Below are 15,178 nucleotides of genomic sequence, written 5' to 3'. Positions count from 1 at the left end.
CTTTTTGCCCGCATAATCATTCCGGGGGAGCAAAATCCACACTGCACTGCACCGCGCTCTGCAAAAGCTTTGCTTATGACAGATTTAAATCCTTCCGGCAACCCTTCAATGGTATTAACCTCAGCATTTTCGATACTCTTCATTTTGGTACGGCATGCCAGTCTTGCTTTTCCGTTTATTTCAACGGTACAGGCACCGCAGGTACCCTGACCCGAACAACCGTCTTTCAGGGTGGTGATGTTTAGGTCGTTACGCAAATGCGAAAGCAATGATTGCGATTCGTCTCCGCTGTAAGCTGTTTGTACTCCGTTGAGTGTATATTTAATCATGATATATTTTTTTCAGGTTGTCGATATTGGGCATAATCGGCGATGGTATTTGAATCATTTTTTGAACTGCTTTGAGATCTTTTAGGCCACTTCCGGTAAGTAAAACTACATTTTTAGATCCTTTTTTCAGCTTGTTGTGTTTTTTATAGTGTAACAATCCACCGAAGGCCGCAGCTGAAGCTGGTTCTGTAAAAACTCCAGTATTTTTAGAAAGTTTGTACGATGCTTCCAGTATTTCATTGTCTTCTATGGCAATAGCTTCTCCATTATAAGACGTAATGAAATTTTTAGCCATATGATAGTTTCTTGGTATATCGACTGAGATGGAATCGGCGATCGTATTGCTCTGTTTCACAACAAATTCACTGTTTGATAAGTTGCGTGCTATGTTGTCGCTTCCCGTCGATTGTACCGCAACAATAGTAGGCATTTTTTCAATGAGTCCCAGTTTCAGCAAATCCTCAAAGCCTTTGTAGACCCCTGAAATAATTACGCCATCGCCAACGGGTACAAATATACGATCAGGAGCCTGATACCCCATTTGTTCATATAATTCAAAAGCTACGGTCTTTTTCCCTTCAATGGTTAATGGATTAAACCCTGTGTTGCGGTTGTACCATCCAAGTTCTTCTGTAGCTTTTATGCTAAGGTCAAAAGCATCGTCATAAGTACCATCCACAGGAATCAGGGTAGCACCATACATTAAAATCTGGGTGAGTTTGGCCACAGGAGCAGATGCCGGTACCATGATGATACCTTGCTGACCCTGTGCTGCGCAAATCCCTGCCAGTGAGGAGCCTGCATTGCCTGTTGAGGCTGTTACAATCGTATTGATTTCCTGCTCTTTGGCATATGCTGAGACTATTGCTGAAGCCCTGTCTTTATATGAAAATGTTGGGTTTTGTGCATCATCTTTTAAAAACACGGTTCCTTCCAGGCGTTCTCCATCAAGTTGGTCAATGGTGTAGAGCGGGGTGTGCCCTATTGCCAGATTGGGCAGGCTATCTGTGCTTTTTATTGGTAAAATATCAATATAATGCCGGTTTTTGAGCTTCTGAAAATTGTGTTTTTTTATCGATTCATAATCGTATATGGTTTTTAATACACCTTTGGGAGGTTTGTCGGCTGTATTTTTGGCATTACATGCCGGACACATGTATTGCACGTCGAGCGGGTCGTAGGTGGCCCCGCAATCATTGCATTTGTATTGGAATTTTGGTGTGGTAGTCATATTGCAATTTAGTGATTAATCGAAAAAGCAAAAAGTTGCCATAGGACAAATTTCTGTGTCCGGAGGCAACTTTCTATATACTTCTATCTTGAAAATTATATTCACCGGACAATTGCTATTTAAGCAGGCCGGTACGCTCATTAAACTCATTTATTAGTTCATCCCAACGATGTACCTGGTTGAAGATTTTGTCCCATATTGTGCGATCGTCCCACAATTGATTTAAGTCCTCAAGTTCTTTGGCTTGTTGCTCAATCCAGGTAAAATATTTCAGGTTATGGATATTCTTCCGGTCATAATAGTCAAATTCTTTGGTATAATCTACTGTGGTTCCAAAAATACATTTCTCAAAATCTTTTGCAGCCTCAATTTCGCTATATTTTCCTTTGCTTTCTTTTTGCTCATCAAGGCGTGAGCGATACATGTCGGCCGAGTCGGTTGCCACTGTAATTATTACATCTTCTTCGGTCATTTCGTAATATTTGGCCGTTTTGATGGCCGACAGCAGATTGCCTATGCCAGAAATACCAATTAAATGCAGCTCTTTAATTATTTCGTCGTCTATGCCCTGACTTTTCAGATATTTTAAACCCTCGGGCTCGTTAAAAAGCCTCAGGATGCGCATGCAATCTTCATCATCAATGGCAGTTACCATGTCTGTATTTTTAACATTGTGAATCCATGGTACGTGTTTGTCGCCTATTCCTTCGATGCGGTGTCCGCCAAAGCCATTTCTGAGCAAGGTCGGGCACTGAAGTGCTTCTGAAGCCACAACTTTTAAGTGTGGTGCAACTGTACGCAGGTAATCTCCTGCAGCAATTGTCCCTGCCGAACCTGTTGCTGAAACATAGGCAGCCAAACGACCATTTTGTGGTTTTACGGCACTGTACACTTCTTCAATGGCTTTTCCTGTTGTATGGTAGTGCCATACGGCATTGCCAAATTCATCAAACTGGTTGAATATCATACAATCGGGGCGTGTGCGTCGAATTTCCCAGCATTTGTCATAAATCTCTTTTACATTCGATTCACAGCCTGGTGTGGCAATTACTTCAGAACCAATTTCGTCGCGCAACCATGAAAAACGTTCCTGGCTCATTTCTTCCGGCAAAATAGCTACCGATTCTGTACCCATTAGTTTAGAATCAAAAGCTCCGCCCCGGCAGTAGTTGCCTGTAGAGGGCCAAACTGCTTTGTGGTATGAGGGATCATATTCTCCTGTAGTGATGCGTGGCGCTAAACAGCCATAAGCTGCACCGACTTTGTGTGCTCCTGTAGGAAACCATTTACCGATAAGCAGTACAATTTTAGCCTTCACACCGGTGATTTCAGGAGGTAGTTCCAGGTAATTAACATCTCCATACAATCCACCTTTTTCTCTGGGTTCATTTTTCCATGTAATACGGAAAAGATTAAGTGGATTAATCTCCCATAATCCTACATCTTTTAGTTGGTCTTTAATTTTTCCGGGGATCAGATCAGGGTGTCGCTGTTGCTCAAAGGTAGGTAGAATAATATTGCGCTCCTTAAAACGTTGTACTGCATTTTCAAGTGCTTTTTCGTTGGTTACTTTATCGGTGAATGAAATCATTTCAGTTTGTTTTAGATTATTTTGCTTTGCAATATACTAAATGTGTGCGAAAGTTCTATGTTGTGTTTTAATCTTGGGAAATAGTTTAATTATTTTTATTTTAATTAGAAAAATTTTATATTTGATGTGTTCAAGATTTTGATTAAAAGGAAATATCTCTGACCTATGAAGCCAATAGATGAAATTGACCGCAAGCTTTTAAATGAATTGCAGGTAAATAGCCGCATCACCATTCGCGAATTGTCTGAAAAACTGCATCTTTCTACTACACCAATTCATGAGCGTATTAAGAAACTGGAAAAAGGCGGCTATATTAAGCAATATGTTACTTTGCTCGATCCAAAGAAATTCGATAAAAAGCTGATGGTCTATATCTCAGTTTCTTTGCGCGATCATGCCAAAGAGGCTGTTGAAGCTTTTGAGCAGGCAATAGAGGAGCTTGACGAAGTAATGGAGTGCTACTACATATCAGGAAGTTCCGATTTTTTGCTCAAAGTTTTTTGCGATGACATGGATGGGTTTCACGATTTTATTACCAATAAATTTTCTACAATTGATAATATCACCCAGTTTTACAGTTCTTTTGTGATGTATGGTTCAAAGGTTAAGTATAATTTTGAGCTTTAATTTTATTCATACTCCAGGGCTGCAGCTCCTTTTAGAATGATACTCATTTCTGCTGCTTTTTGGAGTGTGATTTCCTGGCTTGATTTTGACTTCAAGGTTGTATTTGTTATTTGAAAATTGTGTTTGCTAATTTCAGCGGTCAGTAGGTTTGTGTCATAAACATATTTTTCATCATTTTCAGTTAATGAAACCGTTTTGCCAGAATCTTTATATAGCAGTTTGTCTTGTCCATTTAGTTGTTCAAGGTAATACCCTTCATCGGCTTCGTCGAATGATGAACGGGTAAGGTAAATGTGTGGTTTATCTTTGTAAGGTGCCGAGTTTGTCGGGCAAAAGGTGCTGCAATTGCCACATTCATTACAATAGTTTGCTATATTTAGTATTTGGTGTTTTTGGTTTATTGCAAATATTTCGTCATCGGTATAGAATACCTTACCATCGATATCAACTTTGATTTTTTGAAGGTGCCAGTTTACTGGTTCAATTTCGTAAGCGTAATTGGCAAAATTTGGGCAAACTGTTGTACATATATCGCACATTTCATCACAGAAAAGGCATCGTTCGGCTTCTTCGCGAATGGTGGCTTCATCGAGTGTTTCGCTTACAAGTTTGAAGTTTTGCCTGTCATTAACATTTAGCTCTTTTAATTGCGGAGCATATTGTCTCCGGGCTCTTTTGAGTGTAAGCTCTCGCTTGCTGTGCGCTTTCCCATTTTGAGGTTTCGGAATATTAAACTGCTGTTTTGCCTGCTCCAGAATTTCAGCGGCTGCTTTGCGTCCGTCACCAATGGCATTTATTGCTGTTGAGGCACCTCGTAGGGCATCTCCGCCAATAAATGTATTATCAGCACCTGTTTGGTAAGTTCCATTTTTTGTTTCCAGTAGGTTCCCGGACATGAAATCTATATCAAGATCCTGGCCTATAGCCGGAATTATGGTGTCGCAGGGAATTTCAAATTCGCCGCCTTCAATTTTTACGGGCCTGGGCCTTCCTGAGCTGTCCTTGCCCTGAAGTTCCATTTTTGCACAGCGCAATGTCTTTACTTTGTTATTCTCAATAATTACTTTTTCTGGGCCGGCAAGTTCAATTACCTCAATACCTTCCTCAAGTACAGCTTTAATTTCGCCCTGGTCTGCCGGCATCTGGTCAATTGTGCGGCGATAAACTACTGTTACTTTACCCTTTTCTCCCACAACCCGCCAGGCTGTACGTGCTGCATCCATGGCTGTGTTCCCGCCACCTATGATCACGATATTTTTACCTGCGCCGTGCGATTCGCCTTTCTTTACGCTAAACAAAAATTGCAACGGTTCAATGACACCTTTAGCTTCAATGCCTTCAATTTTTAGTGGTTTAGAAAGCTGAGCCCCTGCACCAATAAAAATATAATCAAAACCGGACTTTATACTTTCGAATTTTACGCGGTCGACCGGTGTGCTGTAATGAATTTTTACTCCCAGATCGGTGACTCGTTTGAAGTCTTTTGCTATGGCTTCGTCGGTAAGACGAAAACCCGGTATGGCAAATTGCACCATGCCCCCGGCTTTGGATTTGCGCTCAAATACTTCAACTTCAAATCCGGCCATAGCCAGGTAATATGCTGCAGCAAGGCCTGCGGGTCCCGCTCCGACAATGCCTACAGATTTTTCATTTTTGGCTTCCGGTTGTAATTTTACTTCATCCTGTTCTGAAATGAAACGTTTTACTTCTCTAATAAGCAATGGATCATCATAGTTTGCACGCGTACATTTGTTTTGACATAAATGATCGCACACCATTCCGGTTATGGCAGGGAATGGATTGGTCCGTAGAATTACTTCAAAAGCTTTGTCAAACTGCCCTGTGGCCGTATAATGCATGTAATCGGGTATATCCTGATTGGTAGCACACGTGTCGCGGCAGGGTGCCGAAATACAGTCAAAATAGTTGAGTTCACGGTCAGTTTTAATGTTAATATCCTGAATGGATGTTCTGTGGTAACGGGGATCATTAATTACCTCACGGGCATACCGGTTTAGATTATTTAATGCCGCTTTTTGCGCATCATCAACTTCGCCTGTTGCTTTAATAAATGTATCTATATCAATGGCTTTTACCTGTTTGAAGCGAGAATGTAGTTCGTCAAAATATTGGTTTAGTCGCATGTATCCGCCTGGCTTCAGTAAATCAGAGCTTACTGTAACAGTTTTAAATCCACAAGCCAGTACATCAGCCACGTTAAATGCATCTGCGCCTCCTGAAAAGGAGAGTTGCAGGGTACCATTGAATTCATTCTGAAGTTTGCGAGCAATGTTTATGCTGAGCGGATGCAGTGAGCGACCGCTCATGTACATCATATCCACATCACCACCAAAAGTATCTTTAAAGTTCTGGGTTTCCAGTGTGTTGGTTAGTTTGAGCCCGAATTCGAGTTTCTCTGAATCAGCTGTTTTTTGCAATGAGCGTATGATTTCCAACGCATCAGCATATTTGAGGTCGTGTTCGAATGCTGCATCAGGAATAACGGATTTAAAACCACTGGTTTGGTTTAAAATTGTACGAAGTTCTTTCGGTCCTAAAAGGGTGGGGTTCAGTTTAATGAATGTATGAAGCTTTTTTTCTGCGAGTAAATATTCGGCAATGTCCTGTATCTCGTCTGCAGGGCATCCATGCATAGTCGATAAGGTGATGTTGTCTGAGATACGGGTAGGAATTTCCAGGTCTGCTAATTCAGGAAATTCTGCTTTTACCGCTTCTATCTTTTGGGCCAACTCAACGGAGCAGTCATTCATTTTATCGAAGAACCATTGTACATTATCCTGCATTATGCCCTTCAGATCGTACCCCACGCTCATGTTGAAAATGGTATTGAGGGGTTTGTTCCCAAAGAATTTTTTGTTTAGATAGTGAACTGCAATCCAGGCATTCAGGTACTCATTAAAGCTTGATTTAATCTTAAGTTCTTGCGACCATTCACAATTATAACCTTCATCCTGCATATCGATGCATGGCTTGGCAACATCTATTTCATCCAGTGTTTGCACTGTTTTAAGCTCAATATAACGTGCACCCATGAGCCACGATGCTACGATATTTTGAGCCAATTGAGAATGTGGACCTGCAGCTACACCTAACGGACTGTCAAGTTGTTGCCCGAATATTTTTTGTTGAAAGTTTTTTTGTTTTTCCGGAGCATAAAAGAGCTCGGCTGGCAGGCTATAAATACGCTGCTGCTCTTCCAGTTCCTTGACCATTGTTTTCAATAGCAATTGCAGGCTTATAGGATGAAATCTATCTGACATAGTGTGATTGTTTTCGATTTGTGATTATGAATAGTAAGTATAAAAATACATAAATCCTGTGAAAATGCCTATTTTCGTACTTTGTTGCCAGGTTGAATATTCATTTCAGGAAATAATGACAAAAATTACGCAAAAAGAAAAAAAATATCCTGCCATTATCTTGGCGGCGGGCTTTTCTTCCAGGATGGGAACGCAAAAAATGTTTTTGCCTTTTGCAGCAAACGATTGTTTTCTTTCTCGGTTGATTTCGGTTTATGAAACTTATGGCTGTACAGAAGTTTTTTTGGTGGTAAATTCGGAAGGGGCTGAGCATATTCGTAAGAATTTTGATTTGGCCGTAAATATCACAATTATAAAAAATGCACATCCCGAATGGCAAAAGTTCTATTCATTACAGTTGGCTTGTCAAAGCTTAACTGGGGCTGAGGCTGTATTTGTGCAGAATATCGATAACCCGTTTACCAATGCTGAAGTATTGACGATTCTGGAAAAAGCAGCTGGTAAGGCTGATTATATTTTGCCAGAATACCGAAATAAAGGTGGGCACCCTTTTCTTATTTCTTCACATGTTATTCGGCAAGTTGCTGAACACCAAAACCCCCAGGAGCACCTGAAACTTTTTCTAAAACGGTTTAAAACATTGCGTGTACCCGTGCAAAACCGCGAAATTCTTGCAAATATTAATACGCCGGAAGCTTATGAGCAGTGGTTCAATAAAGCGCTTTAAAATAAGCCGCTGTGTCAGGTGCATGAAACAGGCAGGTCAGGAAGAAATACTGTTTTTCGGTAACTTTTTCTCATCTTTGTAAAAAATTTATAAAATGAATATTGATATTTTAGAGTGGATAGGCTATTTGGCCTCCATCTTAATTGCTATTTCCATGACGATGAGCTCCATCGTCAAATTTCGGGTTATTAATTTACTGGGTGCCGGAACTTTTTCGTTATACGGATTTTTAATCGGTGCCCTGCCGGTAGGTTTCATGAATCTTTTTATTGTGCTTGTAGATGTGTATTTTTTATACATTATTTTTAACAAAAAAGAGGTGTTCGAAACCCTTGAGGTAAGGCCCAACAACAAATATTTATTGCGGTACCTTAAGTTCCATGAAAATGAAATTCAACGTTTTTTTCCGGGTTTTAAGTATCAACCTGAGAAAAACACGGTGAGTTTTTTCATTTTGCGCGATATGCAAGTGGCAGGGCTGTTCCTTGCGCACCGCGAAGATGACAATGTCTTGCGCGTAGGTCTTGATTATGTGGGACCTAAATACCGCGATTTTAAAAACGGGAGGTATATTTATACCCGTGTGCGGAAGTTTTTCCTTGATGAGGGTTTTACCAAAGTTGTAGCAGATGCCAACAGCGAAAAGTACTTTAAGTATTTGAAAAAACTGGGTTTTGAGGAGCAGGAAGACGGAACCTGTTCAAAAACCCTTGAAAAAGCTATATAAAATATGATTACTAAAATTGCAGGCGGCACCGTTGTAACTTCAAACAAAATCCTTGTGGCTGATGTGTGGATTGAGGATGATAAAATAATGCATGTGGGTGCAGGCGATTTTCATGCTGAACAAACTATTGATGCATCAGGTTTGTATGTTTTGCCCGGTGGTGTTGATCCGCATGTGCATATGCAGTTACCTACTCCGGCCGGCCCCTCTTCTGACGATTTCTACACAGGAAGCATTGCAGCTTTGTATGGTGGTACCACCACGATAATAGATTTTGTAACGCCGCAACCCGGTCAGTCATTGGTAGATGCGCTTGAAGCACGAAAGAAGGAAGCGGCGCATTCACGCATAGATTATACTTTTCATGTTAGCCCGATTGAATGGCGTGAAACCACGGCACAAGAGATCGAAGCGTGTTTTGAACAAGGCATTACATCTTTTAAAATTTATATGGCCTATAAAAAAGCTGTTGGCCTCGAAGATGATGAGGTTGAGAATGTACTTCATACAGTTGGCCGCTTAGGCGGTATGGTAACAGTGCATGCCGAAATGGGAGATGAAATTGATGCACTGCGCGATCAATCGGCTGCAGCGGGAAGGCTTGGGCCGGATGCGCACCGCGCAACACGACCCAATTATACCGAGGCTGATGCTGTTAAGAAAGTGATTGATATGGCAGCGGCTGCATCATGTCCTTTGTATGTAGTGCATGTTTCCACACGTGAATCAATGGAGCATATACGTAATGCTCAGGCAAAAGGTCAACAGGTGATTGCTGAAACCTGCCCACACTATTTGTTGCTTGACGAATCGAATTATGCGGGACCGTTTGAGGAAACTGTAAAATATGTACTGAGTCCGCCATTGCGCACTGATGCCGACCAGACAGCATTATGGCAAGCACTGAAAGATGGCGAGATCAGTACGATTGGTACCGATCACTGTCCATTTACGCTTGCGCAAAAAAGCGCAGGAAAAGATGATTTTCGGAAAGTTCCCAATGGAGCAGGAGGGGTAGAACACAGAATTGCTCTTTTGTATACCTATGGTGTGTTGCCAGAAAAGATTTCTTTTCAAAAAATGGTCGATGTTGCATGCACGCAACCGGCCAAAATATTTGGCCTTTATCCACAGAAAGGCGACATTAGAGCCGGTGCCGATGCAGATTTATTAATATGGGATCCAACTGCAGAAAATATAATCAGCGCCAGTGATCATCATCAGAATACAGATCTGAATATCTATGAAGGCTTTAAAGTCCGGGGTGATGTAAAATGGATTTTAAGAAGCGGTAAATTGGTTTTGAAAGATGGTGTTTGGGAAGCATCAGATTTGCCCGGAAAATTTCTAAAGCGGAAAAATATTCTCTATAAATAAAAAGGGCTGTCCGGAATGAATCGGACAGCCTTTTTTGAAGAATTTATGTTCTAAAGAATTAAATGTTATGTTAGGCCATTACTCGCTTTCTGCCATGTTCTACCAGCTGTTTTAGCATTGCTGCAGGATTTTTAAACTTATTGGTAAACATCATTGCGGCAATGACATATGGTTTAAAGCCGGCTTCGTGGTACGTTTTAATACGGTATTTTTCAAATACATCGGCATTTACTTCTCCTTCTTTACACGAAACACCAGAGATATCTGCAGGCAGGCAATGCATATACAGCGCATCCTGGTTTTTAGTAAGCTTCATTTTGGCTTCATCGTATTCCCAGTCTTTGTATTTGGCATTGTTGGCCAGGCAAGTTTGCTCCAGGTTGTCCAACCCTTTTTTATCTGCGGCTTTCAGTAGCTTTGTGCGTTCCTCCATAATGTGATACGGAGCCCAGCTTTTGGGATATACGATATCGGCACCCTCCATAGCATCACTCATGTTGTGACTTACATTAAAGCTACCGCCACTGGCTTTGGCATTTTTTCCGGCCATATCTACAATGTCGGGTATAAGATCATATCCTTCCGGATAGGCCAGTTCGATGTCCATTCCAAATCTCGACATTAAACCAATGATGCCTTGCGGAACAGATAGCGGTTTCCCATAACTGGGAGAATAAGCCCAGCTCATGACAATTTTTTTACCTTTTAGGTTCTCAAGTGATCCAAATTCTTTTTTAAGGTGTAGTAAATCTGCCATTGACTGGGTTGGATGGTCCATGTCGCATTGCAGGTTTACTATGCCGGGCCGGTTGGGGAGCACGCCCTGAGCAAAACCTTCGTCCAAAGCATCACCAACTTCACGCATATATTTATTGCCTTCACCCAGGTACATATCGTCTCGTATACCTATGAAATCGGAAAGGAATGATATCATGTTGGCTGTTTCTCGTACGGTTTCTCCGTGTGCAATCTGCGATTTTTGTTCGTCAAGATCCTGCACAGCAAGTCCGAGCAGATTGCTGGCCGATGCATACGAAAATCTTGTGCGTGTGCTGTTGTCGCGGAAGTTGGAGATCGCCAGCCCGGTGTCGAAAACACGGGGAGAAATGTTCTGTTGGCGCATTTCTTTAAGAATATCTGCTACTTCCAGCACTGTTTTTAAATCTTCATCGCTTTTTTCCCATGTAAGCAGGAAATCTTTTTTAAAAAGTTCAGCCTTGATCTGACTTAACTGATTGATTTTTTCGTTCAGGTTCATTATGTTTTTGTTTTTCTATTCTGCAATTTCGTAAGCAAATGCGGCATAAAAAGCTGTAGCTTTTACAAGGTCATCAACGGGTACTTTTTCATTGGGGGCGTGTGCCATTACTTCGTTTCCGGGGCCGAAGCCAAGTAATGGAATTCCATACATACCATTAATGGTTACACCATTGGTTGAGAATGTCCATTTGTCTACTTTGGGTTTTTTGTCAAAAAGTTTTTCAAACGTACTTACCCCTGTTTGAATAATTTCGGCCTCTTCAGGTATTTTCCATGTGGGGTAGTATTTTTCCATGCCATATTCAAGACCGGTATAAGATTTTTCTTTGTATTCCAGTACTTCTACTTTAGCGTTCATTCCTTTTAGGAGTTCCTCAATTTCTGCAATGGCAGAGTCTTTGGTCTCTCCCCATGTCAACCGGCGGTCGAGGTGAAATGCGGCGTAGTCAGCCACTGCGCATAGTGAGGGGCTTCCCGATACAATTTCGGATATGGTTATAGTTCCTTTACCAAGGAATTCATCATCTTTAAGCCGGTCATTGAGTTTCTCAATTTCAGTGGCAACTTTGGCTGCTTTGTAAATAGCATTATCACCGCGTTCCGGAGCCGATCCGTGACAGGAGGTACCATAAAAATGTACTTTCATTTCCATTCGACCACGGTGTCCGCGGTAAATATTCAGATTTGTTGGTTCTGTAGAGATTGCAAGGTCTGGCTTTATACCTTCTTCTTCTACCAGGTACTTCCAGCAGAGTCCATCGCAATCTTCTTCTATTACACTGCCAACGAAATATATGGTCCAGTCTTTATCGTAACCAAGTTCTTTGAGTATTTTGCCGGTGGTGACAAATGATGCGCATCCGCCTTCCTGGTCTACAGTGCCCCGTCCGTGTACGAAGCCATCTTTAATTTCTCCGCCAAGCGGATCAAAATCCCAGTTTTCAAGTTGTCCAAGGTCGACTGTATCCATGTGGCCATCAATGGCAAGTATTTTTTTTCCATTGCCCACGCGGCCAATTACATTGCCTAACCCATCAATTCGTACTTCGTCAAATCCTGCTTCTTCCATTTGGCGTTTAAGCTCTTGTTGTACTTCCTTCTCCTGGAGGCTCAGCGATTTTATTTTAACAAGTTTGGATAGGTTTTCCGCAGTATAATCACGGTATTTTTCCGCTAGTTCATTAATTTTTGCATATACTTCGCTCATAATTATGTCTGATTTTTTTTGCATTGAGAAAGGTAAATATACCATTTTTTATGTATTTTTGACTATTTGCAGGACAAAAGAGCAGTGTGAATTTAAAAAAATAGAATAAACGAATATTTTTTAACCTTTTCGTAAAATATTTTTCCATGAGTAAGTTTGAGGCGCATCAAGAAACAAATATCTGGAGCTTTTGTCGACAACAAATATTGGATGATAATGCTACAGCATTACTAATTATTTTAGAGACAAAAGGGAGTAGCCCGGGCAAACCGGGTTTTAAAATGGCTGTGAGCAAAAATGGTGAACTGCGAGGCTCAGTTGGTGGAGGTAGTGCCGAATATGAAGCTGTAGAACGGGCGCGAAAAATATTGAAAAAAAACATTGCAAAGCCACAACTCATGCGGCAGGTACACAGTGCCGATGCTGAGGAGAGCTCAGGTATGATTTGCGCCGGTGAGCAAACACTGGCGATTGTCCCTTTAACTAAAGAATCAATTGCTGTTATAGAAAAAATTGAACGCGCACAAGATACAATTTCAAATATTGCCTTGCATCTATCACCTGCGGGTATTGATCTGGTTGAAAAGCAAGAGTGCAATAAAATTATTGTCAGCGATTTATCAAGTGAGGGGCAATGGGATTATACAGAACCTCAGGGGCTCACTGAAACAATATATATTTTCGGAGGAGGTCATGTCAGCGTAGAGCTTAGTAAGGTAATGCGTATGTTAGGTTTTTACATCAAAATTTTTGATAACCGTCCGGAGATATCCACATTACACGCCAATGAATCAGCGCATGAAAAACATGTAATAGATTTTGCCAATGCAGGATCCTATGTGCACGAAGGAGAAGGTAATTACATTGTAATTATGACTGTTGGACATATGCATGATTTGGAGGTACTTACTCAAATGGTTGGGAAAAAAGTAACATATTTAGGTATGATGGGAAGCAAAAGCAAAGTATCGACTATTCACCAATTGCTACATGAAAAAGGATTTAATGAGCAAGAAATAGGAAGTGTGCATATGCCTATTGGCGAACAGATATACAGTCATACGCCTAAAGAAATTGCAATCAGCATTGCCGCTGAGATTATAAAAATCAAGAATCAACCGGCATAGTTTTTAAAATTAGCAAGAATAAATTACATTTAAACAAATCAGATATAGAGAAAAATCACTATGGACAAAAATGAATTAATGAAGCAAGCCATTAAACGTTCCATTGAGAGCGTGGCTAAAGGTGGCGGGCCCTTTGGAGCGATTATAGCCAAAGACGGAGAAGTGATTGCAGAAGCCTCAAACAGTGTTACTTTAACCAATGATCCAACAGCTCACGCAGAGATCAATGCCATACGACAGGCAACCCAAAAGCTGGGTACTTTTGATCTCTCGGGTTGCGAGATTTATTCTTCATGCGAGCCATGTCCAATGTGCCTTGGTGCCATATACTGGGCGCGTCTTGATAAGCTGTACTTTGCCGGTACAAAAACCGATGCCATGGAGGCAGGTTTTGACGACTCTTTTATTTATGATGAGCTTAAGCTTGACTATGCAGACCGCAAACTCTATACCCGCCAAATGATGCGTGAAAAAGCAAAAGAAGCTTTTGATAAATGGCGTAATTTTGAGGAAAAAATTGAGTACTAACCGGTAAGAAAACAATTAAAAGTTTGGTGGCTTTTCAGATATGAAGGAATTTTAATGAAAAAGCAACAAATTTTTAGTTTCGGGTGTTGTTTTTTCAAATTTATATTTAGTTTTGTAATCAAATGAAGCGAATTTTAAACATATGGCATTGGCACAATCTTGACGATCAATCGTGAGGAAGCCGATCTGTATGTAAAATATACAAGCCCGTCGTGAACCTCACGACGGGCTTTTTTAGTTTATAAAAAAATTAATGAAATGGAAAAAGTACAAAAAAATAAACTTTGGTGGTGGCACATCTGGCAAACGATAATGTCGTGAAGAGTGTGCTATGCATAAATTTTAAAAGGCTCATCAATCACGATGAGCCTTTTGTTTTTTAAAATTCTAAACGAATAAAAAATGAGTAAACTAAAAATTCATTCGAAACAAATTCTGGCCGACACCTTATCTCCGGTTAGCCTGTACCTTAAATTCAGAGATATATACCCCAATGCAATTTTACTGGAGAGCAATGACTTTAAGGGCGGGGCAGACAACTACTCATTCCTGTGCCTCGATCCTTTGGCGGCTTTTGTGCATGATAAAGCACAAACCCGGGTATCATTCCTGAATGAGGATATATCTGAACGATTTACTGGTCATGTAAATGATAAACTCCAACAATTTCTTGATTATTTTAAAATTGATGGAAGTCCCGAAGCGCTTCGACTAAATGGAATGTTTGGTTACACTGCCTACGATGCGGTAACCAATTTTGAGAAAGTTGATATCCCCCAACGAGACAACAGAACACGAATTCCTGATATTTTTTATCAGCTATACCGGTTCGTAATAGCCATTAATCACCATCAATATTCAGCCACGTTAATGGAGCTCATTCCGGATGGAGACGCATCACGTTTACAGGAAATTGAAGATCAACTGCTGAACCGCGCTTATGCTTCATATCCCTTCAAAGCTTCAGGGCAGGAACAGTCAAATATGACTGATGAAAACTACAAGGAACTTGTCGAAAAGGCTGTTGAGCATTGTCAGCTGGGCGATACTTTTCAGTTGGTACTTTCACGGAGGTTTAATAAAAGTTTCAAAGGTGATGAGTTCAATGTATACCGGGCATTGCGTTCCATTAATCCATCTCCGTATCTGTTCTATTTCGACTATGG

Annotated in this window: 13 protein-coding genes; 7 read left to right on the top strand and 6 right to left on the bottom strand. The window is 40.9% G+C overall.

The window, feature by feature from the left end; translation table 11 throughout:
* The 3 genes from VJ937_RS10130 to VJ937_RS10120 form a co-directional block, all read right to left on the bottom strand.
* Positions 1-329: (2Fe-2S)-binding protein (locus tag VJ937_RS10130; protein ID WP_324066781.1), on the bottom strand; the 329-nt coding region annotated here is incomplete at its 3' end.
* Complete coding sequence (thrC, locus tag VJ937_RS10125; RefSeq protein WP_324066780.1) at positions 322-1,560, bottom strand: threonine synthase; 1,239 nt, start codon at positions 1,558-1,560, stop codon at positions 322-324. The genes VJ937_RS10130 and thrC, both read right to left, overlap by 8 nt.
* Positions 1,561-1,675: 115 nt before the next feature.
* Positions 1,676-3,151: a pyridoxal-phosphate dependent enzyme gene (locus VJ937_RS10120; RefSeq protein ID WP_324066779.1), complete on the bottom strand. Its 1,476-nt coding sequence runs from the start codon at positions 3,149-3,151 to the stop codon at positions 1,676-1,678.
* 165 nt (positions 3,152-3,316) lie between these two features.
* Here VJ937_RS10120 and VJ937_RS10115 point away from each other — a divergent pair, with 165 nt between their 5' ends.
* Positions 3,317-3,778, top strand: coding sequence for an Lrp/AsnC family transcriptional regulator (locus tag VJ937_RS10115; protein WP_324066778.1), 462 nt, complete (start codon positions 3,317-3,319; stop codon positions 3,776-3,778).
* Positions 3,779-3,780: 2 nt separating this feature from the next.
* Here the strand turns inward: VJ937_RS10115 and ygfK are convergent, their stop codons facing one another.
* On the bottom strand, positions 3,781-7,059 hold the full coding sequence (gene ygfK / locus VJ937_RS10110) for a putative selenate reductase subunit YgfK (protein WP_324066777.1): 3,279 nt from the start codon (positions 7,057-7,059) through the stop codon (positions 3,781-3,783).
* 64 nt (positions 7,060-7,123) lie between these two features.
* Here ygfK and VJ937_RS10105 point away from each other — a divergent pair, with 64 nt between their 5' ends.
* From VJ937_RS10105 to hydA, 3 genes are all read left to right on the top strand, one after another.
* A complete protein-coding gene (locus VJ937_RS10105) occupies positions 7,124-7,786 on the top strand; it encodes a nucleotidyltransferase family protein (RefSeq protein ID WP_324066776.1) in 663 nt (220 codons plus the stop codon).
* A gap of 94 nt (positions 7,787-7,880) precedes the next feature.
* Complete coding sequence (locus VJ937_RS10100) at positions 7,881-8,513, top strand: hypothetical protein (protein ID WP_324066775.1); 633 nt, start codon at positions 7,881-7,883, stop codon at positions 8,511-8,513.
* Between the two features lie 3 nt (positions 8,514-8,516).
* A complete protein-coding gene (hydA, locus tag VJ937_RS10095) occupies positions 8,517-9,890 on the top strand; it encodes a dihydropyrimidinase (protein WP_324066774.1) in 1,374 nt (457 codons plus the stop codon).
* 70 nt (positions 9,891-9,960) lie between these two features.
* Here hydA and ygeW read toward each other — a convergent pair whose 3' ends face one another.
* A complete protein-coding gene (gene ygeW / locus VJ937_RS10090) occupies positions 9,961-11,148 on the bottom strand; it encodes a knotted carbamoyltransferase YgeW (RefSeq protein WP_324066773.1) in 1,188 nt (395 codons plus the stop codon).
* Positions 11,149-11,163: 15 nt separating this feature from the next.
* Positions 11,164-12,402: a YgeY family selenium metabolism-linked hydrolase gene (locus tag VJ937_RS10085; protein ID WP_205627929.1), complete on the bottom strand. Its 1,239-nt coding sequence runs from the start codon at positions 12,400-12,402 to the stop codon at positions 11,164-11,166.
* Positions 12,403-12,503: 101 nt separating this feature from the next.
* On the opposite strand from VJ937_RS10085, the gene VJ937_RS10080 reads away from it, so the two are divergent.
* The 3 genes from VJ937_RS10080 to VJ937_RS10070 form a co-directional block, all read left to right on the top strand.
* Positions 12,504-13,484 carry an XdhC family protein gene (locus VJ937_RS10080; protein WP_324066772.1) on the top strand — a complete coding sequence of 327 codons (981 nt, stop codon included), beginning with the start codon at positions 12,504-12,506 and terminating at the stop codon, positions 13,482-13,484.
* Positions 13,485-13,544: 60 nt separating this feature from the next.
* A complete protein-coding gene (locus VJ937_RS10075; RefSeq protein WP_324066771.1) occupies positions 13,545-14,012 on the top strand; it encodes a nucleoside deaminase in 468 nt (155 codons plus the stop codon).
* 402 nt (positions 14,013-14,414) lie between these two features.
* On the top strand, positions 14,415-15,178 hold a 764-nt coding region (locus tag VJ937_RS10070; protein WP_324066770.1), incomplete at its 3' end, for a chorismate-binding protein.

Origin of the sequence: Salinivirga sp., from assembly GCF_035268865.1 — a bacterium.
Taxonomy (GTDB): domain Bacteria; phylum Bacteroidota; class Bacteroidia; order Bacteroidales; family Salinivirgaceae; genus Salinivirga.
Note: the sequence above shows the minus strand (reverse complement) of the source record. Positions and strands in the feature narration are given on the sequence as shown.

Excerpts from the sequence above, each read along its gene's own strand:
- thrC (WP_324066780.1), bottom strand. The coding sequence starts at position 1,560 with ATGACTACCACACCAAAATTCCAATACAAATGCAATGATTGCGGGGCC.
- VJ937_RS10120 (WP_324066779.1), bottom strand. The coding sequence starts at position 3,151 with ATGATTTCATTCACCGATAAAGTAACCAACGAAAAAGCACTTGAAAAT.
- VJ937_RS10115 (WP_324066778.1), top strand. The coding sequence starts at position 3,317 with ATGAAGCCAATAGATGAAATTGACCGCAAGCTTTTAAATGAATTGCAG.
- ygfK (WP_324066777.1), bottom strand. The coding sequence starts at position 7,059 with ATGTCAGATAGATTTCATCCTATAAGCCTGCAATTGCTATTGAAAACA.
- VJ937_RS10105 (WP_324066776.1), top strand. The coding sequence starts at position 7,124 with ATGCCTATTTTCGTACTTTGTTGCCAGGTTGAATATTCATTTCAGGAA.
- VJ937_RS10100 (WP_324066775.1), top strand. The coding sequence starts at position 7,881 with ATGAATATTGATATTTTAGAGTGGATAGGCTATTTGGCCTCCATCTTA.
- hydA (WP_324066774.1), top strand. The coding sequence starts at position 8,517 with ATGATTACTAAAATTGCAGGCGGCACCGTTGTAACTTCAAACAAAATC.
- ygeW (WP_324066773.1), bottom strand. The coding sequence starts at position 11,148 with ATGAACCTGAACGAAAAAATCAATCAGTTAAGTCAGATCAAGGCTGAA.
- VJ937_RS10085 (WP_205627929.1), bottom strand. The coding sequence starts at position 12,402 with ATGGTATATTTACCTTTCTCAATGCAAAAAAAATCAGACATAATTATG.
- VJ937_RS10080 (WP_324066772.1), top strand. The coding sequence starts at position 12,504 with ATGAGTAAGTTTGAGGCGCATCAAGAAACAAATATCTGGAGCTTTTGT.
- VJ937_RS10075 (WP_324066771.1), top strand. The coding sequence starts at position 13,545 with ATGGACAAAAATGAATTAATGAAGCAAGCCATTAAACGTTCCATTGAG.